Source organism: Nonomuraea sp. NPDC052129 (genome assembly GCF_040680095.1).
GTDB lineage: Bacteria > Actinomycetota > Actinomycetes > Streptosporangiales > Streptosporangiaceae > Nonomuraea.
The window spans coordinates 233647-259531 of record NZ_JBFAVX010000006.1 but is presented as its reverse complement, the minus strand read 5'-3'; the positions used below and the strand labels follow the sequence as shown (position 1 = coordinate 259531).

Sequence of the window (25885 nt, the reverse complement as noted above, 5' to 3'; positions counted from 1 at the left end):
CTGCACAGCCGATAAGCTCTAGCCCATGAGCAGCTCCCCGTCCTTCCGTGAAGTGTTGTCCCAGCGAGTGATCGTCGCCGACGGGGCGATGGGGACGATGTTGCAGGCCCAGGACCCCACCCTCGACGACTTCGAGGGGCACGAGGGCTGCAACGAGGTGCTGAACGTCACCCGTCCCGACATCGTGAGCGGCGTCCACGACGCCTACTTCGCCGTGGGCGTCGACTGCGTGGAGACCAACACCTTCGGCGCCAACCTGGCGGCCCTGGGCGAGTACGACATCCCCGAGCGGGTCTTCGAATACTCCGAGGCGGGCGCCAGGATCGCGCGCGAGCGGGCCGACCACTGGTCCACGCCCGAGCAGCCGCGCTTCGTGCTCGGCTCGATGGGCCCCGGCACCAAGCTGCCGACCCTGGGGCACCTGCCGTACCACAAGCTACGCGAGTCCTACCGCGACAACGCGGCGGGCCTGATCGCGGGCGGCGCCGACGCGTTGATCATCGAGACCTGCCAGGACCTGCTCCAGGTCAAGGCCGCCGTCATCGGCGCCAAGCGGGCCGCCGAGGAGTCCGGGCGCGACGTGCCGATCATCGCCCAGGTGACGATCGAGACCAACGGCGCCATGCTGCTGGGCTCCGAGATCGGTGCCGCGCTGACCGCGATCGAGCCGCTCGGCGTCGACCTGATCGGCCTCAACTGCGCCACCGGCCCGGCCGAGATGAGCGAGCACCTGCGCTACCTGGCCCGGCACTCCCGGCTGAAGCTCTCGTGCATGCCCAACGCCGGCCTGCCGGTGCTGACCTCCGACGGCGCGTACTATCCGCTCGGCGCCGACGAGCTCGCCGACGCGCACGAGACCTTCACCCGCGACTACGGCCTGTCGCTGGTCGGCGGCTGCTGCGGCACCACCCCCGAGCACCTGCGCAAGGTCGTCGACCGCGTGCGCGGCAGGCAGACGGCCGCGCGCCGCCCGCACCCCGAGCCGGGCGCCTCCTCGCTCTACCAGACCGTGCCGTTCCGCCAGGACACGTCCTACCTGGCCATCGGCGAGCGGTGCAACACCAACGGCTCCAAGGCCTTCCGCGAGGCCATGCTCGAAGGCCGCTGGGACGACTGCGTGGAGATGGCCCGCGAGCAGGCGCGCGGCGGCGCCCACCTGCTCGACCTGTGCGTCGACTACGTGGGCCGCGACGGCGTGGCCGACATGAAGGAGCTGGCGTTCCGGCTGGCCACCGCCTCCACACTGCCGATCATGCTCGACTCGACCGAGTCGGAGGTGCTGCGGGCCGGCCTGGAGATGCTCGGCGGGCGCGCGGTGGTCAACTCGGTCAACTACGAGGACGGCCGCGGCCCCGACTCACGCTTCCACAAGACGATGACGGCCGTACGCGAGCACGGCGCCGCCGTCGTGGTCATGTGCATCGACGAGAACGGCCAGGCCCGCACGGCCGCCGAGAAGGTACGCATCGCGAGCGAGACCATCGACGACCTGGTCGCCAACTGGGGCATGCAGGTGTCCGACATCATCGTCGACTGCCTCACCTTCACCATCGCCACCGGCATGGAGGAGAGCCGCCGCGACGGCCTGGAGACCATCGAGGGCATCCGCGAGCTCAAGCGCCGCTACCCCGACGTGCAGACCACGCTGGGCCTGTCCAACATCTCCTTCGGCATCAACCCGGCTTCGCGCATGGTGCTCAACTCGGTGTTCCTCAACGAGTGCGTCAACGCCGGGCTCGACTCGGCCATCGTCCACGCCTCCAAGATCCTGCCGATGTCGCGCATCCCCGACGATCAGCGTCAGGTCGCGCTCGACATGGTCTACGACCGCCGCCGCGAGGGCTACGACCCGCTGCAGCGCTTCATCGACATGTTCGAGGGCGTCGACGCCTCGGCCATGCGGGAGGGCAGGGCCGAGGAGCTGGCCGCGCTGCCGCTGTGGGAGCGGCTCAAGCGGCGCATCATCGACGGCGAGAAGAAGGGGCTGGAGGCCGACCTCGACGCCGCCCTGGAGCAGCGGCCCGCCCTGGAGATCATCAACAACGTGCTGCTCGACGGCATGAAGACGGTCGGCGAGCTGTTCGGCTCTGGGCAGATGCAGCTGCCGTTCGTGCTGCAGTCGGCCGAGGTGATGAAGACCGCCGTCGCCTACCTCGAACCGCACATGGACCGCGTCGAGGGCGAGACGAAGGGCCGCATCGTGCTGGCCACGGTCAAGGGCGACGTGCACGACATCGGCAAGAACCTGGTCGACATCATCCTGTCCAACAACGGCTACCAGGTGGTCAACCTCGGCATCAAGCAGCCGGTCTCCGCGATCCTTGAGGCGGCCGACGAGCAGAAGGCCGACGTCATCGGCATGTCCGGACTTCTGGTGAAGTCGACGGTCATCATGAAGGAGAACCTGGAGGAGATGAACTCCAGGGGCATCTCCGATCGCTACCCGGTGCTGCTCGGCGGCGCCGCCCTCACCCGCGCCTACGTCGAGCAGGACCTGGCCGAGCTGTTCGCCGGCGAGGTCCGCTACGCCCGCGACGCCTTCGAGGGGCTGCGGCTCATGGACTCCTTCATGGCCGTCAAGCGCGGCGTCGCCGGCGCCACGCTGCCGCCGCTGCGCGAGCGCCGGGTCAAGACCGGCGCCGTCCTGACCCGCACGCCGGAGGAGGAACTGCCCGCCCGCTCCGACGTGGCCGCCGACAACCGGGTGCCGGTGCCGCCCTTCCAGGGCGACCGCATCGTCAAGGGCATCTCGCTGAGCGACTACTCCGCCTTCCTCGACGAGCGGGCGCTCTTCCTCGGGCAGTGGGGCCTCAAGCCCACGCGCGGCGGCGACGGCCCCGGCTACGACGAACTCGTCGAGACCGAAGGACGGCCGCGGCTGCGCATGTGGCTCGACCGTATCCAGACCGAGGGGCTGCTGGAGGCGGCCGTCGTCTACGGCTACTTCCCGTGCGTCAGCGAGGGCGACTCGCTGATCATCCTCGACGAGGCCGGAAACGAGCGCACCCGCTTCGCCTTCCCGCGCCAGCGCCGTGACCGGCACCTGTGCCTGTCCGACTTCTTCCGCTCGCGCGAGTCGGGCGAGGTGGACGTGGTCGGCTTCCAGGTCGCCACGATGGGCGGCAAGATCTCCGAGGCGACGGCCGAGCTGTTCGCCAAGGACGCCTACCGTGACTACCTGGAGCTGCACGGGCTGTCGGTGCAGCTCACCGAGGCGCTGGCCGAATACTGGCACGCCCGGGTCCGCGCCGAGTGGGGGATCGGTGGCGAGGAGTCGCTGGACGACATGCTCAAGGTCAACATCCAGGGCTGCCGCTACTCCTTCGGCTACCCGGCCTGCCCCAACCTCGAGGACCAGGTGCAGCTGTTCCAGCTCCTGGACCCGGAGCGGATCGGGGTCACGCTGTCGGAGGAGTTCCAGCTCCACCCGGAGCAGGCCACTTCCGCCCTGGTCGCCCACCACCCGGAGGCGAAATACTTTAACGTCTGAATACTTTCAACGTCTGACCTTGGCCCGAGCGCCGCTCATCCGGCGGCCTCCGGGCGTTGTGGGGCGCTCATCTGGGGGTCTCTGGGCGTTGTGGGGCGCTCGTCCGGCCTCGCTCTCGGTCACGCCCGTGGGTGAGGCCCCGGCGCTCGCGATCTTCTCGTCGGCGGTGAGAATGGCGGGACGGGGTGCCGTCGCGGTGCCGTACACGAACTGATCGGGGGATGCATGGAAGCCGTCTTCTTCGACATGGACGGGTTGCTGGTCGACAGCGAGAAGGTGTGGCTGGAGATCGAGACCGAGGTGATGGCGCGACTCGGCGGCGAGTGGACGCTCGACCACCAGGCGCACCTCGTCGGCGGCTCCATGGAACGCACCGTCGCCTACATGCTCGCCGTCTCCGGCTCGTCCGTCTCCCCGGAGGACCTGCGCGAGTGGATGATCGACGGCATGGTGGCCCGCCTGGCGGACGGCGTGGCGCTCATGCCCGGCGCCTCCGAACTGCTCGATGCCGTACGCGAGGAGGGCATTCCGGTCGCGCTGGTGACCTCGTCGCTCAGGGAGATCGCCGACGCGGTGCTCAAGGGCGTCGGCCGTGACCGCTTCGACGCCATCGTGACGGCCGACGACGTGACTCGCACCAAGCCCGACCCCGAGCCCTACTTGACGGCGGCCGAGCTGCTGAGCGTTGACCCGGTGCGCTGTGTCGTCCTGGAGGACTCGCCCAACGGCGTGGCCGCCGCCACAGCCGCGGGCTGCGCGGTCGTAGGGGTCCCCAGCCTCCTGCCCATCGACCCGGCTCCCGGCCGCCTCGTGGTTCCCTCTCTGACGGACGTCACCATTCCTACCCTCCGCGCGTTGATCCCCTGACCCGGCCGAGTTCCCTGAACGGGCCGATTCCCTGGCCGCGCCTCCGGCTGACGATCCGTCGAAACCGAGGAGCGCGCGTAACGGCGGCCGGCCACCATCCGGTCAGAGGCCGTATTCCTGGAGGCCCTCCGCCCCGTGCGGCGGGTGGCGGGTTCCCCATGCTTGCCGTACAAAAAAGTAAAGCTTTCACCCCGGCAAAAGGGCGACCCCCAACCGCGCGTAAGCCGATCCCCTAAGGGAGGGCCGGTACTTGGGGAGGAGGGACGGTGGGAGAGAGCGTGCCAGGATGGGAAGCACAGCCACATAACCGAGGGGCGGCGGAATGACTTTCGAGCAGATCTACTGGTTGCCGCTGTGCGCCGGTGTGACCATCGCGGGGCTGGTGCTCAGTTTCCTGGCCTTCCGGCGCAGAGGCGCGGCGGCCGGCATGAGGATGGCCGCGTGGGCGCTGCTCCCGCTGGCCGCCTACCTCACCGGCGCGTTGCAGTCGTTGTGGACCATCGGCGCCACCATCGTGAGTTTCGTGACGAGCCTGATCTTCAACCCCCTTGTCTGGGCGGGTGTCGCCGTGACCGGGCTGTCCGTGGTGCTGTTCGTCGCCTCCGGGTTCATGCGCGGCCGGAAGCTGAAGGTGGCGCGCGACGGCAAGCCGGGCAAGGCCGCGGAGGCCCCGGCCGCGCCGCAGCAACGCGCGGTCGGCCAAAGGGCGGGGCAGGCGGCCGGACAGGCGCCAGGGCAGGCGGCGGGACCGGCGGGCCAGCCTGCAGGAAAGCCCGCCGCGGCGGCGGCGAAGAAGAACAACGACGATGACTTCTCCGACATCGAGGATATTCTCAAGCGCAGGGGCATCAGCTGATCCGAGGTGTGTCACAGTTCCGAGACGCAACCGGGACGGGGTGTAGACAATCTTCCCAAGATCGATACGAATGAGTTTCGCGTCAATCACAGTTGAGCCACATCCCGCCCTGAGGGGCTGGTCACACCAGCTCAGGCCATAGATTCTGCCTCCTGAGGACGCGACTAGCGACTTCACCAGCGCGGCGCATAACCTGATCGGGACCGCCGCCCATTCGGACGACGTCGTCTGGCATCCAGGGGGCCATTGGCATGACCGCACCGCTCGATGTTCCGGGCTCGGCTATCGAAGCCGGACCGGAAACCGTTCTGGAGGGCGCGGACTCCTCAGTCATCCGAGGGCGTTCCCTTGGCCAGATCGCCTGGATGCGGCTGAAGCGCGACAAGATCGCGATGATCGGCGGCATCGTCATCATCGTGCTGATCCTCGTCGCCATCTTCGCGCCGCTGCTGGTGTCGTGGCTCGGTCACCCGCCGGCGGAATGGCACCGGGAGAAGATCGACCCGGCCATCCAGGCGCCGATCGGCACGTTCGGCGGCATGAGCTGGGACTTCCTGTTCGGGGTCGAGCCCACCACGGGCCGTGACCTGTTCAGCCGGGTCCTCTACGGCGCGCGCGTCTCGCTGCTCATCGCCTTCTTCGCGACGCTGCTCTGCGTCTTGCTCGGCACCGTGTTCGGGATGATCGCCGGTTTCTTCGGCGGCTGGATCGACACGGTCATCAGCCGGCTCATGGACATCTTCCTCGCCTTCCCGCTGCTGGTGTTCGCGCTGGCGCTCGGCGGGGTGATCCCCGACAAGGCGTTCGGGATGTCCGGTGACACGCTGAGGATCAGCCTGCTCGTGTTCATCATCGGCTTCTTCAACTGGCCCTATATCGGGCGTATTATCCGAGGTCAGACGCTGTCTCTGCGTGAACGGGAGTTCGTCGACGCCTCCAGGAGCCTGGGCGCGCGCAACCACATCATCCTGTTCAAGGAGATCCTGCCGAACCTGCTGGCCCCGATCCTGGTCTACTCGACGCTGCTGATCCCGTCGAACATCCTGTTCGAGGCCGCGCTCTCCTTCCTCGGCGTGGGCGTACGGCCGCCGACCCCGACGTGGGGAGGCATGTTGGCTGACGCGGTCCACAACTACGAAGTGGCGCCCAACTACATGGTCTTCCCCGGTCTCGCGATCTTCGTCACCGTGCTGGCGTTCAACCTGCTCGGCGACGGCCTGAGGGACGCCTTCGATCCCAAGGCTCGATGACCTCGTGAGTTATCCCGCAAATTTTGGACTCCTAGTTACAAGGGGTGTGTCAGGTCGATGAAGATAAAATCCATGGCGTCGGCGGTCGCGATCACCGCCGCTCTCGCCCTGGCCGTCTCCGCGTGTGGTGGCGGCGGCTCTGCCAAGAAGACCGGCGGTGCCACCGCTGAGGCACCCGCCAGCCAGTACAACGCCGGAGTGACGCAGGTCGTCAACCCGTCCGACAAGACGGGCGGCACGCTCCACATGGGCATGCCGGGCGACTTCGACTCGGTTGACCCCGGCGACCAGTACTACGGCTACGCCTGGAACTTCTCCCGCCTTTACACGCGCGCGCTGACCATGTTCAAGCCGGTGCCGGGCAAGGAGGGCCTCGAGCTCGTCGGTGACCTGGCCGAGGGCCTCGGCAAGGCCAGTGACGGCGGCAAGACCTGGACCTACACGCTGCGCAAGGGCATCAAGTTCGAGGACGGCACCCCGATCACGTCCAAGGACGTGAAGTACGCCGTGGCCCGCTCGCTGGACAAGGAGATCCTGCCCAGCGGCCCGACCTACTTCAACGACTGGCTCGACAACGGCGACTACACCGGCCCGTACAAGATGAAGGACAAGCTCGACTCCTGGAAGGGCATCGACACGCCCGATGACCAGACGGTCGTCTTCCATCTGAAGAAGGCCTACGGCGGCTTCGACTACTTCGCCATGCTCCCGTCGACGGCCCCGGTGCCGGCGGCCAAGGACACCGGCACCAAGTACAAGGAGCACCCGGTCGCGACCGGCCCGTACATGTTCAAGGCCCACGAGCTCGGCAAGCGCATCGAGCTGGTCAAGAACCCCAACTGGGACGCGGCGACCGACCCCAACCGCAAGCAGCTCAACGACTCGATCGAGGTGCTGCTCGGCCAGAACGAGGACGACCTCGACCAGCGCCTGCTCTCGGGCAAGATCGACGTCAAGATCAACAGCACCGGTGTGGGGGCCAACGCCCGCAAGACCGTCCTGACCGACGACAAGGTCAAGCAGTACGCCGACTCGGCGCCGCTCGACCGCACCTGGTTCACCAACCTCAACGCCGACGTGCCGCCGCTGGACAACATCCACTGCCGCAAGGCCGTGCTGTACGCCGCTGACCGCTCCGCGATCCAGGGCGCCTACGGTGGTCCCGACGCCGGTGGCGAGGTCGCCCTCAGCCTCATGCCGTCGAAGATGACCGGTTACGAGAAGAACGACCTTTACGGCGTCGAGGCCAACCCCGGCGGCGACGTGAACAAGGCGAAGGAAGAGCTGAAGGCCTGCGGCCAGCCCAACGGCTTCAGCACCACCATCTCCTTCCGCGTCGAGCGCGCGGCGGAGAAGCAGACCGCCGAGGCGCTGCAGCAGTCGCTCGGCCGCGTGGGCATCAAGCTGGAGGTCAAGGGCTTCCCGCAGGGTGACTACTTCAAGCTGTACGCCGGCAAGCCCGACTTCGCCAAGAAGAACGGCCTGGGCCTCATGGTCTACGGCTGGGGCGCCGACTACCCCGAGGGCTTCGGCTTCTTCCAGCAGATCGTCGACAGCCGCGTCATCCGCGCCGCCGGTAACACCAACCTCGGCGTGAAGGACCCGGAGATCGACAAGCTGATCGACCAGGCCGCGGCGGAGCAGGATGCCACCAAGCGCAACGCGGTCTGGGCCTCGGTCGACAAGAAGGTCATGGACGACGCGTTCATCCTGCCCTACGTCTGGGCGCACGGCCTGTTCTACCGGCCGCCGACGCTGAAGAACGCGTTCGTCAGCCAGAACTTCGGGATGTACGAGTTCCTGACGCTGAGCACCCAGTAACCCGGTCCGGGAAAACCTCCGGAACGTTCGTCGAAAGCAGGTGAAGGCTTCGGCGGCCGGGCCCACAAGGCCCGGCCGCCATAGCCGAGATCAGTGGCCACATACATCATCAGACGGTTGATAGCGGCCGTCATGCTGCTCTTCGTGGTGAGCATCGCGACGTTCGCCATCTTCTTTCTCGTCCCGCGGCTCGCCGGGATGTCCGCTGACGACCTCGCTTCCCGCTACGTGGGCAAGGCCGCCAACGATCAGATGATCCACGAGGCCGCCGTCAGGCTGGGCTTCAACGACCCGCTGGTCGTGCAGTACGGGCGGTTCGTGAAGGGCATCTTCGTCGGGGTCGACCGCAACTACGGTCCCGGCGTCGAGCACTGCCCCGCCCCGTGCTTCGGCTATTCCTACGTCACCCAGAACCCGGTGCTGCCCGACCTGCTCGACCGGCTGCCGATCACCCTGTCACTGGCGCTCGGCGCCGCCGTGGTGTGGGTGGTGTTCGGCGTCTCGACGGGCGTGCTGTCGGCTCTGCGGCGCGGCAGCTTCTTCGACCGCCTCTCGATGGGTGTGGCCCTGGCGGGCGTGTCGCTGCCCATCTTCTTCACCGGCATCGTGTCGCTGGCCATCTTCCGCGACCAGCTCGGCCTGGTCGGCGACGTCGCCGACTGGGTGCCGTTCTCGGAAGACCCGCTCACCTGGGCGAACAACCTCATCCTGCCCTGGGTGACGCTGGCCTTCCTGTACGCCGCCGGTTACGCCCGGCTCACCAGAGCGGGCATGCTGGAGACCATGTCGGAGGACTACATCCGCACGGCGCGGGCCAAGGGCCTGCCCGAACGCATGGTGGTGGTCAAACACGGCCTGCGTGCCACGCTCACGCCCGTGATGACCATGTTCGGCCTCGACCTGGGCCTGCTGCTCGGCGGCGCGGTGCTGACCGAGAGCACGTTCTCGCTGCCCGGCATCGGCAAGTACGCGGTCGACGCCATCAACAACAACGACCTCCCCCAGGTGATGGGCGTCACGCTGACCGCGGCGGTCTTCATCATCCTGGCCAACCTGATCGTCGACCTGCTCTACGCGGTGGTTGACCCGAGAGTGAGGCTGACGTGAGCGAGAGCCCCTTTCTCGACGTCAAGGACCTGAAGATCCACTTCTCGACCGACGACGGCGTGGTCAAGTCCGTAGACGGGCTGTCCTTCAGCCTCGAACGCGGCAAGACCCTTGGCATCGTCGGCGAGTCCGGATCGGGCAAGTCGGTCACCAGCCTCGGCATCCTCGGCCTGCACCGCGGCAAGAACGCCCACGTCTCCGGCGAGATCTGGCTCGACGGCGAAGACCTCGTCACCGCCTCGCAGGAGCACGTACGCCGGCTGCGCGGCCGCAAGATGGCGATGATCTTCCAGGACCCGCTGTCGTCGATGCATCCGTTCTACTCGGTGGGCGACCAGATCATCGAGGCGTACCGCATCCACCACAAGGTCTCCAAGAGCGTGGCCCGCAAGCACGCCATCGACATGCTGGGCCGGGTCGGCATCCCCGAGCCCAAGCGCCGGGTCGACTCCTACCCGCATGAGTTCTCCGGCGGCATGCGCCAGCGCGCCATGATCGCGATGGCGCTGTCGTGCGACCCCGAGCTGCTCATCGCCGACGAGCCGACCACCGCGCTCGACGTGACCGTGCAGGCGCAGATCCTCGACCTGATGCGCGACCTGCAGCGTGAGTTCAACTCCGCGCTGATCATCATCACCCACGACCTGGGCGTGGTGGCCGAGCTGTCCAACGACATCCTGGTCATGTACGCGGGCAAGTGCATCGAGTACGGCTCGGCCGAGGACATCTTCTACCGGCCCGAGCACCCCTACACGTGGGGACTGCTGGGCTCGATGCCCCGGCTCGACCGGGAGCCCACCGAACGGCTCCTGCCCGTCAAGGGCACCCCGCCGTCGCTGATCAACGTGCCGTCGGGCTGCGCCTTCCACCCCCGCTGCCCCTACTCCGACCAGACCGACGGTCAGTCCAAGGCCGAGATCCCTGCCTTGATCAACACCGACCCCGGCCACCTGGTGCGCTGCCACCTGAGCAGGACGCAGCGGCGGACGCTGTGGGAGAACGAAGTCAAGCCAGTGCTGGAGACGCAGTGACCACCTCGAACGAGCCGCTTCTTTCCGTCCAGGACCTGGAGAAGCACTTCCCGGTGACCAAGGGCCTGCTCAAGCGGCAGGTCGGGGCCGTCAAGGCGGTCGACGGGATCAGCTTCGACGTGTTCAAGGGTGAGACGCTCGGCCTGGTGGGGGAGTCGGGCTGCGGCAAGTCCACCACCGGCCGGCTGGTGACCAGGCTGCTGGAGCCGACCGGGGGCAAGGTCGTCTTCGAGGGCCGCGACATCACCCACATGAGTCAGGGCAAGCTCCGGCCGCTCCGCCGCGACATGCAGATGATCTTCCAGGACCCCTTCTCCTCGCTCAACCCCCGCCACACGGTCGGCACCATCGTCGGCGCCCCGTTCCGCATCCAGGGCGTGCAGACCGAGCACGGGATCAAGAAGGCCGTCCAGGACATCCTCCAGCTGGTCGGGCTCAACCCGGAGCACTACAACCGCTACCCCCACGAGTTCTCGGGCGGCCAGCGCCAGCGCATCGGCATCGCCCGCACGCTCGCGTTGAAGCCCAAGCTGATCATCGCCGACGAGCCGGTCTCGGCGCTGGACGTCTCGATCCAGGCCCAGGTGGTCAACCTCCTGGAGGACCTGCAGAACGAGCTGGACCTCACCTACGTGGTCATCGCCCACGACCTGTCGGTGGTCCGCCACATCAGCGACCGGGTCGCGGTGATGTACCTCGGCAAGATCGTGGAGATCGCCGACCGCAAGCGCCTCTACAGCAGCCCCATGCACCCCTACACCAACGCGCTGCTGTCGGCGGTCCCGATCCCGGATCCCAGGGCCCGCGCGGACGGCGACCGCATCAGGCTGACGGGCGACGTCCCGAGCCCGCTCAACCCGCCGCCTGCCTGCCGCTTCCACACCCGGTGCTGGAAGGCCCAGGACATCTGCAAGACGGTGGAGCCGCCCCTGGAGGAGCTGGCCAGCGGCCACCGCGTGGCCTGTCACTTCCCGGAGAACGCCCCCGCCCAGGCGCCGGAGACGGCCGCCACGACCTCCTGACGCCGGTCGGCGGAGGGGAGCCCCACCGCCGACCGGTTTCCTTTGGACCAGCGGATGCCGCCGCCACCAGATCGGCGGCCGTCACGGTGAAGATCAGGAAGCGGCACCCGGTGTCGCGAGGCCGGTCTCATAGGCGAGGACGACCGCCTGCACGCGGTCGCGCAGGCCCAGCTTGGTGAGCACGTTGCCGACATGCGTCTTGACCGTCGTCTCGCTGACCACCAGCTTCCGGGCGATCTCCGCGTTGGACATCCCCTTGGCGATCAGCCGCAGCACCTCCAGCTCCCGCTCGGTCAGCCGGTCGAGCCGCGCCGGGGTCGCCTGCTCGTACGCCGACGGCAGCCGCTTGGAGAAGCGGTCCAGCAGCCGGCGGGTCACGCTCGGCGCCACGATCGCGTCGCCCGCCGCCACCACCCGGATCGCCTGCACCAGCTCGTCCGGCGGCACGTCCTTCAGCAGGAACCCGGAGGCGCCCGCCCGCAGCGCCTCCACGATGTACTCGTCCAGGTCGAACGTCGTCAGCACCAGCACCTTCGGCACGTGCGCCGTCGGCGCCGCCTCCCGCACGATCCTGCGCGTCGCCTCAATGCCGTCGACCCCGGGCATCCGGATGTCCATCAGCACGACGTCGGGCAGCAACGCCCGCGTCTGCTCCTGCGCGTCCTTGCCGTCACCGGCCTGCCCCACCACCGTGATGTCGGGCTCGGCCTCGAGTATCAGCCGGAAACCGGTGCGCAGCAGCGGCTGGTCGTCCACCAGCAGCACCCTGATCGTCATGGTGAGTCCTTCAACGGGAACCTCGCGCGCACCTCGAAACCGCCCCCCGGTCGCGGACCGATGCTGAGGATTCCACCATAGAGGGCAACGCGCTCGCGAATGCCCACCAAACCATGCCCTGGCGGCCCGGAGAGGCTCGCCGGCCCCCGCCCGTCGTCCTCCACTCCCACGTCCAGCTCACGCGGACCATGGCGTACGGTCACCACCGCCTTGGCGCCCGCGCCCGCGTGCCGCAGGCTGTTGGTCAGACCCTCCTGGATCAGCCGGTAGGCGGCCAGATCGACCCCGGCGGGAATCGGCCGGGCATCGCCCTCGACCGACAGCCGCGTGGCCAGCCCCGCCTCCCGCATCTGCTCCACCAGCGCCGGCAGGTCGTCCATCCCCGGCTGCGGCCCCAGCTCGGCCCGGGCGTCGGTACGCAGCACACCCACGATGTTGCGCATCTCGCTCATCGCCATCCGGCCCGTGTGCTCGATGGCCGACAGCGCCTCGCGCGCCATGTCCGGATCGGCGGCCAGCACCCGGCGCGCGGCCGCCGCCTGCACCGTCATCACGCTCACATGATGGGCCACGACGTCGTGCAGCTCGCGGGCTATCCTCGACCGCTCCTCGGCCCGCGCGGCCCGCGTGTCGGCCGCGTAGGCACGCTCCAGCCGGGCCGCGCGATCCTTCAGCTCCTCCAGGTACGCGCGGCGCAGCCGCAGGCTCCGCCCGGCCCCCCAGACCGCGAGAAGCACGATGAACGCCACCAGGTGCTCACTCCAGTTGCCGCCGGTGACCGGGCTCAGCGCCCCGGCGAACGCGTAGGCCAGCAACGACAGCAGCAGCGCGCACAGCGCCACGGCCAGCCCCCGGAAAGAGGCCACCGAGTAGAGCAGCACCAGCACCGGCGCCGCCGCCGCGCCGGAGCCGTAACCCAGCCCGGTCAGCAGCGTCTCGGGCAGCAGCCCCGCGCACAGCGTCGCCAGCGGCCAGCGCCTGCGTACGGCGACCGGCGCGCACGCCAGGAGCACCAGTACGGCGCCGAACGGGTCGGCGTCCCGCGTCTCGCCGACCGCCTGCCCACCGCCCGGCTCCAGCAACGCCGAATCGGCGGACAGGAAGAGCCAGACCGAGACCGCGGCCATCGCCACGGCGAACAGGGAGTCGTGGAACCTGGCCCGATCGATGCGCACCGCTTCACTGTAGGTCCAGGTGAAAGCCCGGAACCTCCTCCCTTGGGAGGAGAGCCGGACTCCTGCAGGCTGTCCATGACCGCCCGCCGGCCGCTCCGGACCGTGCCGCCCGCACCTCGTTCGTGGCCGTCCGGCGGTCGCTCCGCAGCAGGTGGCCTACAGCTCGTCCGTGGCCGCCCGGCGGTTGCTCCGTACGGTGTCGCCCGGCTGCCGGTCGGGCACCGGCGGCGGGGTGCCGCCGAACTCCGGGCAGATCGCCTGGTGGTCGCACCAGTCGCACAGGCGGCTGCGCCGCGCCCGCCACTCGCCCGTCTCCAGCGACCGCTCGATCGCCGTCCACAGCGCCCGCACCTTGCGCTCGGTGGCCAGCAGATCGGCCTCATCCGGCGCGTAACGCAGCACCTCGCCGCCGCCGCCCAGGTAGACCAGCTGCAGCAGCCTCGGCACGTGGCCGCGCAGCCGCCACAGCACCAGCGCGTAGAACTTCATCTGGAACAGCGCCTTGGCCTCGAAGTCGGGTCCTGGCGCGCTGCCGGTCTTGTAGTCGACGACCCGCACCTCGCCGGTCGGCGCCACGTCGAGCCGGTCGACATAGCCGCGCAGCATGAGGCCGCCGTCGAGGACCGCCTCCACATAGAGCTCCCGCTCGGCGGGCTCCAGCCGCGTCGGGTCCTCCAGCGTGAAATAGCGCTCCAGCATCGCCCGCGCCTGCGCCAGCCACGTCGCCTGCTCCTCGTCGTCGGCGAACATCTCGGCGTAGTGCGGATCGTCGGACAGCAGCCGCGCCCACTGCGGCTCCAGCAGCTCCAGCGCCGCCTCCACCGAACGACGCGGCGCGGGCAGGTCGTACAGGCGCTCCAGGACGGCGTGGATCACCGTGCCGCGCACAGCGGCCGCCGAGGGCTTCTCCGGCAACTGGTCGATCACGCGGAAGCGATAGAGCAACGGACAGGTCATGAAGTCGCCCGCCCGGGAGGGGGAGAGGGCTCCGATGATCACCGGTTCGGTCAACGTCATGCACCGCACTCTAGGTCAAGAGCCCGACAGAATAGGGCCCGCGAAGCCGGGAGCACCTCGTCCGGCGCGTAGCATCAAGGCAGCGGAAGCACGTAATGAACGGCAAGGAGCGCGGTGAGCGAGCAGAGCCCGCAGCAGGAATTTTCCGGTCTTCGGATGGGAAAGCCGTTCGGCATCCCGGTCTACGTGTCGTGGACATGGTTCATCGTCGCGGCCTTCATCACCTGGATGTTCGGTGATCAGGTGCGGGCCATGCTGCCCGAGCTCGACGCCACAGCGGCCTACGCCGTCGCCTTCGTCTTCGCCGTCCTCCTCTATGTCTCGGTCCTGCTGCACGAGCTGGCCCACAGCGTGCTGGCCAAGTTCTACGGCCTGCCGGTCCGCCGGATCACCCTCTACCTGCTCGGCGGCGTGTCGGAGATCGAGAAGGAGCCGCCGACGCCCGGCAAGGAGTTCATGGTCGCCGCCGCCGGCCCGGCCCTGTCGCTCGGCCTGGCCGGGATCGGCCTGGCCGCCGACGTCTTCCTGATCAACGGCGGCGGCATCCCTGAGGTACTGATCTGGCAGCTCTGGCTGGCCAACCTCATCGTCGGCGTGTTCAACCTGCTGCCCGGGCTGCCGCTCGACGGCGGCCGGATGCTGCGCGCCGGTGTCTGGAAGCTGACCAGCAACGCCGGCTCCGGCACCATCGCCGCCGCCTGGGGCGGCAGGGTACTGGCCGTGCTGCTGGTGGTCCTGCCGATCGCCACGCCGCTGATGAGCGGGCAGGAAGTGGACCTTCGCGACGTGCTGTGGCCGCTGGTGCTGGCCTCCTTCATCTGGCTCGGCGCCACCCAGTCGCTGCGCGTGGCCCGCATCCGCGCCAGGATCCCGCAGGTCAACGCCCGTACCCTGGCCCGTAGGGCGATTCCCGTCGTCGCCGAGACCCCGTTGTCGGAGGCGTTGCGCCAGGCCACCGAGAAGCGGGCCGGCGCCCTGGTCGTCGTCGACCACGAGGGCCGCCCCGTCGCGATCGTGCACGAGGCGTCCGTACAGGCCACTCCCGAGCACCGCCGCCCCTGGGTGAACGCCGGCTCCATGGCCAAGTCGCTGGAGCCGTCCATGGTGCTGGCCGCCGACCTGACGGGGGAGGCGCTCATCGACGCCATGCGCGAGGCCCCGGCCGGCGAATACCTGCTCGTGGAGCGCGGCGGCGAGATCTACGGAGTGCTCGCCACGGCCGACGTCAACCGCGTCTTCAGCGGCGTCTGATATGTCCCACTCGTATAACCGGCAGCCCCCGGCTAGTGTCGTGTCCAGTGATCAGGTGATTCCGGATCGCACCCGGCGGTTCGAGGATGAGACGGCTGGCCGATAGTGTTCTGTTCGGCCAGGTTTATTGCGGTCCACCGGTCCACCGGTTCACCGAATCGAGACGGGGGCGGCCGCGACGCCGCCTCGCCGTATGGGTATGCGTATGGCTGGTGGCCGGCACGGCAGTGCGGGTGCCGTGATCACGCCGGCTTCCGGGGAGGAGAATTGAGTGACCGAGCGCAGCGAGGGCACCGATGAGCGCAGCGCGGTCGTCATGAAGGAGGAGTCATGACGGGCCAGGGCTTCGGGGCGGTACGCCCGCTTCCCGGAGATGGGCTGGTCGCCTATCTGGGCGGGCTGTTGCTGGTGTGCGACGCGGCCGAGGCCGCGGCCGATGAACTGCTCAAGGCACTACGCGAGACGGCCGCCGCCGGGGGCGACGGCAGAGCGCTCGCCAGGCGCGCCGCCCAGGTGCTCGCGGCCAACATGACCGGCGACCCCGCCACCTGCGCGGTCGCGGGGCCGGTCGACGGTGGTGTGGCCGTCCTGGTCAGCGGCTCCGCGTCGGCCACGGTCACCACGGCCTCCGGCGAGACCCGGCTGGCCGGCAGCGACTCTCTGACCTGGGCCGACCGGCTCATCAACGGGCCGGTCCAACGCGTCTCGCTGAGCCTGCCCGGCGGGGGCGAGCCGCATCCCGCGGTCAGCTTCGACGGCGGCGTGGTGCACGGCGGCGGGCTGATGGGCGACTTCGGTGACGTCGCCGAGCGGCCCGCGGCGCAGTCCAGGCCGCTGACCAGCGAGCTGCCCAACACTGCCCTGCACTTCGAGCCCGACCTGGTCGTGCCGCCTCCGGTGCAGATGGCCCCCTATCCGCTGTCGGGCAATGACCAGCCCGCCACCCCTTCGGCCGCCGGACCCTCGGGCCCGCAGCCGTTCTCGGGCCCTCAGCCTTTGTCAGGCCCGCAGCCGTTGTCGGGCCCCCAGCCCGCCTCAGGGCCGCAGCCGCCGCCTCCCGCGCTGGAGCAGCAGCCGCCGTTCCTGTCAGCGGTCCCGGACCCGCCGCCCCCGGCCGAGCAGCCGAGCGGGTTCCCCACCTACGACGAGCCCGCACCCGCGCACTCCGGCAACGGCACCATGCCCGAGTACGAGCAGCCCTCTTCCCCCTACGATCAGCCGCGGGAGCAGTACGACCAGCCCCGCGAACATTTCGAGCAGCCCGCCTCCCCCTACGACCAGCCGCGGGAGCACTTCGAACAGCCCCGCGAGTTGTTCGAGCAGCCGCCGCCTCCGCCCGCCCAGGAGGAGCACGGCGACCGGCAGCTCGTCTACGGCGTCGACTGCAAGAACGACCACTTCAACGACCCACGCGTGCCCTACTGCGCGGTCTGCGGCATCGCGCTCGTCCAGCGCACCCTCGTGCCGTACAAGGGGCCGCGGCCCCCGCTGGGCGTCCTCATCCTCGATGACGGCACCGCGCTGCCGCTGGAGAGCGACTACCTGCTCGGACGCGACCCCGAGCGCGCGCCGGAGGTGGCGGGCGGCACGGCCAGGCCCGCCAAGGTGACCAGCCCCGACGGGTCGGTCTCCCGCAGGCATCTGCGGGTGGCGCTCGACGGCTGGGACGTCAACCTGGTCGACCTGGGGTCGGTCAACGGCACCCAGATCCAGCCGCCCGGCGACCCCAACTTCTACGACATCCCACCCAACGAGCCCGTCACCATCGTCCCGGGCACCACGGTCCGCGTCGGCGTCTCCCGCACGATGCGCTTCGAAGCCCACCGGGGATGAGCCCTTCGTCCAGAACCTTTCCGAAACTTGCTGAACGCCCGTGCTCCTGGTGGGAGTGCGGGCGTTCCGCTTCGGCCCGTGCTCCGCTTGGGGGTGCGGGCGTCCTGCTGTGACCCGCCACCGTGCACCGCCCGCCACCGTGCACCGCCAGCCGCCGCCAGCCGCCGACGGAGCCGCCGCCGTGCGCCAATGGGCCCCGTGCGCCAGGCCCCCATGCGCCACCCGCTGGCCGCCCAGGGCTGAGGGCCTTCAGGAGGGCCTTCAGGAGGGCCTTCAGGAACGACGTCGGTCCTCTCGCCTTGGGGCTTCTCGCTCCTGAGCCCTCGCGTCTCTGGGCTTCTCGCTCCTGGGGCCTCTCGGTCCGGGGTTTCTCGTCCCTGGGCCCTCGTGTCCTCAGCCCTATCCGCTTCGGCCGTGCCGTCTCGCTTTCGGTCGCGGATCTGGCGCATTTCCGGGCGGCCGACGCCGGTCGGCCAGGAGCGTGCTGGACGTCGCGCAGGGTGCGGTCAGGAGGTCGTACGGCCGAGGCACGCGCTCAGGAGGTCGTACGGCTGAGGCACGCGCTCAGGAGGCCGTCCGGCCGAGAGTGGGCGTTCACGAGGTCGTACGGGCGAGATAGGCGTTCACGAGGTCGTCGACCGGCAGTGACAGGTCGAGTGCGACGCCGCGTTCGTCGGGGCCGAGGGGTTCGAGGGCCGCGAACTGCGAGGCCACCAGCGACTCGGGCATGAAGTGCCCGGGCCGGTGCGCCACCCGCTTCCTGATCATGTCGACGTTGCCGTCGAGGTGCAGGAAGCTCACCTCGGGGGCGGCCTCCCGAAGCAGGTCACGGTAGCGGCGCTTCAGCGCCGAGCACGCCATCACGGCCCCGGTGCCGGCGTGCTCGGCGAGCCAGGCGCCCACCGCGCGCAGCCACGGCAGCCGGTCGGTGTCGTCGAGCGGCATTCCGGCGGACATCTTGGCGACGTTCGCGGGGCTGTGGAAGTCGTCGGCGTCGGCGAACGGCACCCCGAGGCGTTCGGCGAGCGCGGCGCCGACGGTGGACTTGCCGCATCCCGTCACCCCCATCACGACGATGAGCTGCGGGCGGGGTGAGTCGTCCATGCGGGGCAACCTCTCGGGCTCGAATGCGCGTCAGACTAGACAGCTTGCGTCATATCAATCAAGCTGAGAAGTCGAATAAATCATACTTTTGAATCGAAGCACGTGAGGCATGTGAGCAGGGACGTCACGGACGAGAGTCTGCACGGCAGCGTGCTCGACGAGCTGGGCGCCCTCGTGGTCGCGGGCGCCTACGCCGCCGGTCAGGTGCTCAGGATCGAGCAGCTGGAGGCCAGGTTCGGGGTGTCCCGTACGGTCGTGCGCGAGGCCGTACGAGTCCTGGAGTCCATGGGCCTGGTCAGCAGCCGCCGGCGTGTCGGCATCACGGTGTCGCCCCGGACCTCCTGGAACCTGTTCGACCCCCGCGTCATCCGCTGGCGGCTGGACAGCGGCGAACGCGCCTCGCTGCTCCGCTCCCTCGGCGAGCTCCGCCGCGGCGTCGAACCCGTCGCCGCCGCGCTCGCCGCCACCCACGCCACTCCCGAGCAGTGCGGCCGGTTGACGGAGGCGGTCATGCGGATGGCCGTCCACGGCAGGTCCGGCGACCTGGAGTCCTACCTGGCCGCCGACATCCTGTTCCACCGGACCCTGCTGGAAGCCTCGGGCAACGACATGCTCGGCGCGCTCACCACGGTGGTCACGGAGGTGCTGGCGGCTCGTACGCACCACCACCTGATGCCGGCCTTCCCGGAGCCTGCGGTGATCCGCCGGCACGCGGAGGTGGCCCAGGCGATCCAGGCCGGAGACCCCGCGGAGGCGCAACGCGCGATGGGCGACATCGTCGACGAGGCGACAAGCGCCATGCTCGGGCAAGACGTCTGACGCGCAGTGGTCGCGGAGCGACATCTCACACGCACCGATCCCGAGCGACATCTCACACGCACCGGTCCCGAGCGACAGCTGACGCGACGTTGGTGGAGCGGTGCCGCTGATGCGTGATCGCGCAGGCGATGCGCCATTGGTGCGGGCACACTCGTCGTTCCCTAGGGCGGCAGGATGCGAAATATGCCGACGATTACCGCGGTGCCCGGCGGCCGCAGCGGGGTGTACGAACTAGGCGGTCCGCAAAGCCGCTTCCGCGGCAAGCAGGCCGGCTATTCGCCAGGCCACGCGCCGATCCTGGCCGCCGAGCCGCCGATCGCCGGGAGCCCCTGAGCAGCGGGGCCGCGCGAGCCGCGACCCCGCCACAGGTGTCCGGAAGGCCACCTTCACCCATTCTGTGGAAATCCCGTAATTTCCAAGTTTGGGCATAGAAAAGCGCGAAGAATCTCCTGGAACGGCAGCACGGAAACGGCCGCCGCACCCATCGGACCCACCCGTAGGTCATCCGTATTCTCGCGATCCGGCCCGTACCGAACCCGGCCCGGCGACGCCCGTCACCCGCGGGAGAACGCCTGCACGCCGCGTAACAGCCGGGTGGCCGCCTCCAGCCCGCTGGCGGCCTCCAGGGCCCGGCCCGCGGCGGTGGCGAAGCGGCTCAGCAGGTGTTCCTCCGGCTCCCCGAACCGGCGCCCCGCCACCCACAGGAACACGTGCTCCCTCGTGGCGAGCGGCACCGGCATGGCCAGGAACCCGGGCTCGCCCATCGACGCGTCCGGCACGATCAGCAGCCGGACGGTCCGCGTGGCGAGCGTCTTGAGCACCCCGGACTCCTCCAGCCACGGGCGTACCCGCAGCGGATCGACCGGGGGCGCGTGCACATTGACGGCCTGGGCGACCTCCCGTAGCGCGTCCACCCGTACGAATCCCGCGTAGGCCGCTCCGGTGACCGCCGCGGCGGTCCCGCTCAGCCTGTCGATCAGTCCCGCGGGGTCCAGGCAGGAGAACGAGGCGATGAGTTCGCGCATGGCGACGTCGGCACGGTTGTAAGTCATCGCTGTATCCCTCTGAGGAGGGGAGAGTGAGATCGCGCAGCCTGATCACGCGATCTCAGGGGCGGTGACCCCGAGTCTCACCGCCGCCGTGTCACTTGACCACCCCCAAACCGGAAACCGGGATTTCCGATCAGTGGGAGCGCAGGCGGAGCCACTCCAGCTCGTCCGACCGGGTCCCGTCCTCCCTGGGGAACAGCTCGCGGAGCGTCGACTCCTGGACGAAGCCCGACCGCTCCAGCACCCGCTGCGAAGCCTTGTTGCCCACCTCGGTCCCGGCCACGATCCGGTGCAGCTGGGTGTTGGCGAAGGCCCAGTCCACCAGCAGCCGCACGGCCCGCGTCATGAACCCTCTGCCCCGGAACTCCGACCGCAGCGAATATCCGATCATGCCCTGCCCGATCATCGGCGCCACCTGCACCAGTTGCACGTGCCCCGCGAACCTCCCGGAGACGGCATCCTTGATCGCCAGCTCGATCCGCTGCCCAGACACCCACCAGTAGCCGGTGTAGCGGCAGCGCCGCTCGTTGTCCTCCAGCGTGGCACGCGGCCCGACCGCGTAGGCGGCCACACTCGGCTCCCGCATCATCGCGTGGAACTCGGGGGCGTCGGCCACCTCCATCGGTGTCAGCCGTACCACCCCGTCGCTCAGCTCGCCGCCGTCGAAGAACGGCAGGTAGGACTCGGCCGGCAGGCCGGAGTCGCGCCGGATCCGGGCGAACGTGATGATGTCGGTGCGGCGCCCGTCACGCCCGACCTTGGCGTCGCGCCTTCGCCCCTCCTCCTGGAAACCGGCCTTGTAGGCGACTCGCAGGCTGGCGATGTTCTCCACGGCGGCGTGCAACTCCACGCGCTCGACGCCATGGTCGAACAGCCACTCGGTCACCGCCCGCGTCGCCCGGCTCACCACGCCCTTGCCACGCGCCCACGGCGCGGCCAGGTAGCCGATCGCCGCCACGCCCCACGGATCGGGCGGCTGGACGCCGATGGCACCGACGTAGTGGCCGTTCTCGGTGATCGTGAACTCGGCGCCGCCGTCCGCCCACTTCGCCTCCGCCGCCCGCAGGTAGGCGCGCGCGTCCTGCAACGTGTACGGCGACGGCAGGGCGTACAGAAACCGGGCCGTCACCGGGTCGTCACACGCGCGTACGATCGCCTCGGCGTCGGAATCGCAGGGACGTCGCAACACCAAGGGACCGGTAGAGATCACTGCATGGGGGAACATCCCTCATAGATATCGCGCGTCAAGGCGTGCTCGAAAGCCCTATAACCTTGCCGACATGGGTTTCCGCAGGCATGGGCCGTTCCAGGCGGGGGATCAGGTGCAGCTCACCGACCCCAAGAACAAGCGCCACACGATCACGCTCAAAGAGGACGGCGTCTTCCACACGCACAAGGGCGCCATCCCCCACAGCGACCTGATCGGGCAGCCCGAAGGCTCCGTGGTGCGCTCCTCCGGCGGCACCCAATACCTCGCCTTCCGCCACCTGCTGCAGGACTACACTCTGGCCATGCCGCGCGGCGCCGCCGTGATCTACCCCAAGGACGCCGCGCAGATCGTCGGCATGGCCGACGTCTTCCCCGGCGCCCGGGTGATCGAGGCGGGGGTCGGCTCCGGCGCGCTGACCTGCTTCCTGCTGCGCGCCGTGGGCCCCGAGGGTCACGTCACCTCCTACGAGCGGCGCGAGGAGTTCGCCGACGTCGCGCGCAAGAACGTGGAGAAGTTCTACGGCGGCCCCATGGACGACACCTGGCGGCTCGTCGTCGGCGACCTGGTCGCCTCGATCGACGAGGTGGACGTCGACCGCGTCATCCTCGACATGCTCGCCCCCTGGGAGTGCGTCGACGCCGCCGCCAAGGCCCTCACACCGGGCGGCGTCATCTGCTGCTACGTGGCCACGACGACCCAGATGTCCAAGACCGTCGAGGCCATTCGCGATCACGGGAGTTTCACCGAGCCCCATGCGTGGGAGACCCTGGTTCGCGACTGGCATGTCGAAGGGCTCGCGGTGAGACCGGATCATCGGATGATCGGCCACACCGGATTCCTCGTCAGCGCCCGCCGCATGGCGGACGGTGTGGCACCGCCACCACGCCGCCGACGACCGAAGGGGACCACTGAGGAACTATGACAATTTGGCCACGAGGGTGCGTTGGTGCGTGACACGGGAACAGATCGCCGTGTTCCTATGCTGCCAGTATTAAACGCACTATTAGGGATTATTCGCCGAACACTGAATGTCACACGACGAACACTGCCCGGCCAGGTTACGGAGGGGCCCGAGATAGGTAAGGTCCTTAGTAGTCGCCCTCGACTGGGAAGGAGGTGACGGGGCGTGGCAGCTCGCGATGATGCTGAGGCTCGAGCCGCGCAGCGCGAACGGGAGGTCGCTGATCTTTCAACACAGGTCTCCTTCCTCCAAGAGGAGATCACCGCGCTGAGGCGGAAGCTGGCCGAGTCACCCCGTCAGGCCAGAGTCCTTGAAGAGCGTCTCCACGAGGCGCAGGCGAACCTCGCGGCCGTCACCGGCCAGAACGAGCGCCTGGTCGCCACACTCAAGGAGGCCAGGGATCAGATCGTTGCCCTCAAGGAAGAAGTCGACCGGCTGGCACAGCCGCCATCCGGATTCGGCACCTTCCTGGAGGCCAGAGAAGACGGCACGATCGAGGTGTTCACCGGCGGCCGCAAGCTGCGGGTGAACGTCAGCCCCGCCGTCGACGTCGACTCGCTCCGGCGTGGCCAGGAGGTCATGCTGAACGAGGCGCTCAACGTGGTCGAAGCCCTCGGCTACGAAGAGGTCGGCGAGATCGTGATGCTCAAAGAGCTCCTCGACCAGGGGCAGCGCGCACTGGTCATCTCGCACGCGGACGAGGAGCGCGTCGTGCGGCTCGCCGAGTCACTGGTCGGGCAGCCGATCAGGGCGGGCGACTCGCTGTTGCTCGAACCCCGCTCGGGCTACGTCTACGAGCGGATTCCCAAGTCCGAAGTCGAAGAGCTCGTGCTCGAAGAGGTCCCCGACATCTCCTACGAGGAGATCGGTGGCCTGATGAGGCAGATCGAGCAGATCAGGGACGCCATCGAGCTGCCCTACCTGCACGCCGACCTGTTCCGCGAGCACAAGCTGCGCCCGCCCAAGGGCGTTCTGCTCTACGGCCCGCCCGGCTGCGGCAAGACGCTCATCGCCAAGGCCGTCGCCAACTCCCTGGCCAAGCAGGTCGCGGAGCGCACCGGCCAGGAAGGCAAGAGCTTCTTCCTCAACATCAAGGGCCCCGAACTGCTCAACAAGTACGTCGGCGAGACCGAGCGGCACATCCGCCTGGTCTTCCAGCGGGCTCGAGAGAAGGCCTCAGAGGGCACCCCGGTGATCGTGTTCTTCGACGAGATGGACTCGATCTTCCGCACCCGAGGCTCCGGCGTCTCCTCGGACGTCGAGAACACCATCGTTCCCCAGCTCCTTTCGGAGATCGACGGTGTCGAGGGCCTGGAAAACGTCATCGTCATCGGCGCCTCCAACCGCGAGGACATGATCGACCCGGCGATCCTGCGGCCCGGCCGCCTGGACGTCAAGATCAAGATCGAGCGGCCCGACGCCGAAGCGGCGAAGGACATCTTCTCCAAGTACCTCATCTCCGAACTGCCGCTGCACCCCGACGACCTCGCGGAGCACAGCGGTTCCCGCGAGGGCACCATTCACGGCATGATCCAGAGCGTCGTGGAGCGCATGTACACCGAGAGCGAAGAGAACCGCTTCCTCGAGGTGACCTACGCCAACGGCGACAAGGAAGTCCTCTACTTCAAGGACTTCAACTCCGGCGCGATGATCCAGAACATCGTCGACCGAGGCAAGAAGATGGCCATCAAGCAGTTCCTCGAGAGCGGCCAGAAGGGCCTGCGGGTGCAGCACCTGCTCACGGCCTGCGTGGACGAGTTCTCCGAGAACGAGGACCTGCCCAACACCACCAACCCGGACGACTGGGCCCGCATCTCCGGCAAGAAGGGCGAGCGGATCGTCTACATCCGCACGCTCGTGTCGGGCAAGCAGGGCGCGGAGGCGGGTCGCTCCATCGACACCGTCGCCAACACCGGCCAATACCTGTAAGAGGCTGCTGAGAAGGGGCCGCGCGGATCCCCGCGCGGCCCCTTCTCATGCCGCCCCATCTTCTCCGCGTCGCCGAGGGACCCGTGTGAAAATTGGGACCAACGGAACCAAAGTGATCGTTGTGCCGTCCAACAGGGCGTGCAACCACCCAACCGGCCGAGGCGCTCTCCCGGAGAAGGCCGGCTGGCCGAACTCGATCTGCTCAGGTTCGTCGCCGCCCTCGCGGTGCTGGCCTTCCACTACCTGATCGCGTTCGCCTCCGTCTGGGGAGACAGGCCCGCCGAGCTCTTCCCCGCCGTCGCTCCGTTCGCCGGGCTCGGCATCCTGGGCGTGGAGTTATTCTTCGTCATCAGCGGCTTCGTCATCCTCATGAGCGCGTGGGGGAGGGGGCTCGGAGCGTTCGCCCGGAGCAGGTTCGTCCGCCTCTATCCGGCCTACTGGCTCAGCCTCGCCGCCGTCGCCACTCTCTACGGTCTCACCGGCACCAAGGTGCTCGACCCCAAGCTTTCGCCTGGGGAGTATCTGGTGAACGCCAGTATGTTCCAGCGGCTGTTCAAGGTCTTGGACGCCAGCGGCGTCTACTGGTCGCTCTGGGCCGAACTCCGCTTCTATCTCCTCATGGCCATCCTCGTGATCATCGGTGTCACCTACGGTCGCGTCCTGATCTTCGCCGGTGTCTGGCTGGCCGCCGCGCTCGGCGCCGAACTGCTCGGCAACGAGGTGCTCAACGAGATCGTCATGCCCCGCTACGCCCCCTACTTCGCCGCCGGCATGGCCCTCTATCTCATCCACAAACACCGCAACGCCGTGCTGCCCTGGCTCTACGTCGCCTGCGGCTACGTCCTGGCGGTGCACTCCGCGCTCGAACGCGTCCACGGCCGGATCAAGGTCGCCGGATTCAAGAGCATGCCCGTCACCGACCTGAGCGTGATCATCACCATCACGGTCATCTTCGCCGCGATGTCGTTCGTCGCCCTCGGAGTGTTCCGGCTAAGACCGTCCAGAACGCTCACTGCGCTCGGCGCGACGACCTACCCGCTCTACCTCTTCCACTCGGTCGTCGCCGTGGCTCTGATCCCCATCCTGGCCACCAGAATGGCCCCCTGGGCCACGGCCCTCACCACCACGCTCGCGGCCGTGCTCCTGTCCTACCTTGTCTACTCCCTCGCCGAACGCCCCATCCAGCGTCTCCTTAAGCCCCGTGCGCGTCCACAAACCCCCCCAGTTCCCGCCGTAAAGGTGGAAAAGACTGCGGTGCCATAACTCTGTGACCCTGGGGCACTGTGAAGGGCATAGGCTCGGGCATATAAACGGCG

At 68.7% G+C, this 25885-nt stretch carries 21 protein-coding genes; 15 read left to right on the top strand and 6 right to left on the bottom strand.

The annotated features are described in order from the left end of the window. Positions 1 to 25 precede the first annotated feature (25 nt). From metH to AB0L53_RS17145, 8 genes are all read left to right on the top strand, one after another. Positions 26 to 3490, top strand: a complete 3465-nt coding sequence (gene metH, locus AB0L53_RS17180; protein WP_363994234.1) for a methionine synthase — start codon at positions 26 to 28, stop codon at positions 3488 to 3490. Positions 3491 to 3715: 225 nt separating this feature from the next. Further along, the gene (locus AB0L53_RS17175; RefSeq protein ID WP_363994231.1) at positions 3716 to 4357 is read left to right on the top strand and encodes an HAD family phosphatase; all 642 of its coding nucleotides are present in this window, start codon (positions 3716 to 3718) and stop codon (positions 4355 to 4357) included. Positions 4358 to 4679: 322 nt separating this feature from the next. Further along, positions 4680 to 5213, top strand: a complete 534-nt coding sequence (locus tag AB0L53_RS17170) for a cellulose synthase (RefSeq protein ID WP_363994228.1) — start codon at positions 4680 to 4682, stop codon at positions 5211 to 5213. Between the two features lie 251 nt (positions 5214 to 5464). Next, positions 5465 to 6463 (top strand): ABC transporter permease, encoded by a 999-nt coding sequence (locus AB0L53_RS17165; RefSeq protein WP_363994225.1) that lies wholly within the window; start codon positions 5465 to 5467, stop codon positions 6461 to 6463. A 57-nt stretch (positions 6464 to 6520) separates the two neighbouring features. Then, entirely contained in the window at positions 6521 to 8284 is a 1764-nt protein-coding gene (locus AB0L53_RS17160) for an ABC transporter substrate-binding protein (protein WP_363994222.1), read from the top strand. 93 nt (positions 8285 to 8377) lie between these two features. After that, entirely contained in the window at positions 8378 to 9391 is a 1014-nt protein-coding gene (locus AB0L53_RS17155) for an ABC transporter permease (protein ID WP_363994219.1), read from the top strand. Beyond that, on the top strand, positions 9388 to 10422 hold the full coding sequence (locus AB0L53_RS17150) for an ABC transporter ATP-binding protein (RefSeq protein WP_358540699.1): 1035 nt from the start codon (positions 9388 to 9390) through the stop codon (positions 10420 to 10422). The genes AB0L53_RS17155 and AB0L53_RS17150 overlap by 4 nt, the downstream gene beginning before the upstream one ends. Further along, positions 10419 to 11444, top strand: a complete 1026-nt coding sequence (locus tag AB0L53_RS17145) for a dipeptide ABC transporter ATP-binding protein (protein ID WP_363994215.1) — start codon at positions 10419 to 10421, stop codon at positions 11442 to 11444. Before AB0L53_RS17150 ends, AB0L53_RS17145 begins: the two co-directional genes overlap by 4 nt. 93 nt (positions 11445 to 11537) lie before the next feature. Here AB0L53_RS17145 and AB0L53_RS17140 read toward each other — a convergent pair whose 3' ends face one another. The 3 genes from AB0L53_RS17140 to AB0L53_RS17130 all read right to left on the bottom strand — a co-directional run bounded on the left by AB0L53_RS17140 (position 11538) and on the right by AB0L53_RS17130 (position 14413). Beyond that, on the bottom strand, positions 11538 to 12221 hold the full coding sequence (locus AB0L53_RS17140) for a response regulator transcription factor (RefSeq protein WP_225291287.1): 684 nt from the start codon (positions 12219 to 12221) through the stop codon (positions 11538 to 11540). Continuing rightward, positions 12218 to 13396, bottom strand: a complete 1179-nt coding sequence (locus AB0L53_RS17135) for a sensor histidine kinase (protein ID WP_363994212.1) — start codon at positions 13394 to 13396, stop codon at positions 12218 to 12220. The genes AB0L53_RS17140 and AB0L53_RS17135 overlap by 4 nt, the downstream gene beginning before the upstream one ends. A gap of 156 nt (positions 13397 to 13552) precedes the next feature. After that, positions 13553 to 14413 carry a RecB family exonuclease gene (locus AB0L53_RS17130; RefSeq protein WP_363994209.1) on the bottom strand — a complete coding sequence of 287 codons (861 nt, stop codon included), beginning with the start codon at positions 14411 to 14413 and terminating at the stop codon, positions 13553 to 13555. A gap of 114 nt (positions 14414 to 14527) precedes the next feature. On the opposite strand from AB0L53_RS17130, the gene AB0L53_RS17125 reads away from it, so the two are divergent. Next, positions 14528 to 15664, top strand: coding sequence for a site-2 protease family protein (locus AB0L53_RS17125; protein ID WP_363994206.1), 1137 nt, complete (start codon positions 14528 to 14530; stop codon positions 15662 to 15664). A 330-nt stretch (positions 15665 to 15994) separates the two neighbouring features. Further along, positions 15995 to 17497, top strand: coding sequence for an FHA domain-containing protein (locus AB0L53_RS17120; RefSeq protein ID WP_363994203.1), 1503 nt, complete (start codon positions 15995 to 15997; stop codon positions 17495 to 17497). Positions 17498 to 18091: 594 nt separating this feature from the next. On the opposite strand, the gene AB0L53_RS17115 is transcribed toward AB0L53_RS17120, so the two are convergent. Further along, a complete protein-coding gene (locus AB0L53_RS17115) occupies positions 18092 to 18601 on the bottom strand; it encodes a gluconokinase (RefSeq protein WP_363994200.1) in 510 nt (169 codons plus the stop codon). Between the two features lie 102 nt (positions 18602 to 18703). On the opposite strand from AB0L53_RS17115, the gene AB0L53_RS17110 reads away from it, so the two are divergent. Then, entirely contained in the window at positions 18704 to 19420 is a 717-nt protein-coding gene (locus AB0L53_RS17110) for an FCD domain-containing protein (protein ID WP_363994197.1), read from the top strand. A 183-nt stretch (positions 19421 to 19603) separates the two neighbouring features. Continuing rightward, the gene (locus AB0L53_RS17105; RefSeq protein ID WP_363994194.1) at positions 19604 to 19753 is read left to right on the top strand and encodes a hypothetical protein; all 150 of its coding nucleotides are present in this window, start codon (positions 19604 to 19606) and stop codon (positions 19751 to 19753) included. A 221-nt stretch (positions 19754 to 19974) separates the two neighbouring features. On the opposite strand, the gene AB0L53_RS17100 is transcribed toward AB0L53_RS17105, so the two are convergent. Both AB0L53_RS17100 and AB0L53_RS17095 read right to left on the bottom strand, forming a co-directional pair. Then, on the bottom strand, positions 19975 to 20472 hold the full coding sequence (locus AB0L53_RS17100; RefSeq protein WP_363994191.1) for a hypothetical protein: 498 nt from the start codon (positions 20470 to 20472) through the stop codon (positions 19975 to 19977). Between the two features lie 130 nt (positions 20473 to 20602). Then, entirely contained in the window at positions 20603 to 21658 is a 1056-nt protein-coding gene (locus AB0L53_RS17095; protein WP_363994188.1) for a GNAT family N-acetyltransferase, read from the bottom strand. Between the two features lie 91 nt (positions 21659 to 21749). Between AB0L53_RS17095 and AB0L53_RS17090 the strand changes: the two genes are divergently transcribed. From AB0L53_RS17090 to AB0L53_RS17080, 3 genes are all read left to right on the top strand, one after another. Beyond that, positions 21750 to 22601 carry a tRNA (adenine-N1)-methyltransferase gene (locus AB0L53_RS17090; RefSeq protein ID WP_225291278.1) on the top strand — a complete coding sequence of 284 codons (852 nt, stop codon included), beginning with the start codon at positions 21750 to 21752 and terminating at the stop codon, positions 22599 to 22601. A gap of 204 nt (positions 22602 to 22805) precedes the next feature. Next, positions 22806 to 24569: a proteasome ATPase gene (arc, locus tag AB0L53_RS17085; RefSeq protein ID WP_225291277.1), complete on the top strand. Its 1764-nt coding sequence runs from the start codon at positions 22806 to 22808 to the stop codon at positions 24567 to 24569. 138 nt (positions 24570 to 24707) lie between these two features. Beyond that, on the top strand, positions 24708 to 25832 hold the full coding sequence (locus AB0L53_RS17080; protein WP_363994184.1) for an acyltransferase: 1125 nt from the start codon (positions 24708 to 24710) through the stop codon (positions 25830 to 25832). Positions 25833 to 25885 lie beyond the last annotated feature (53 nt).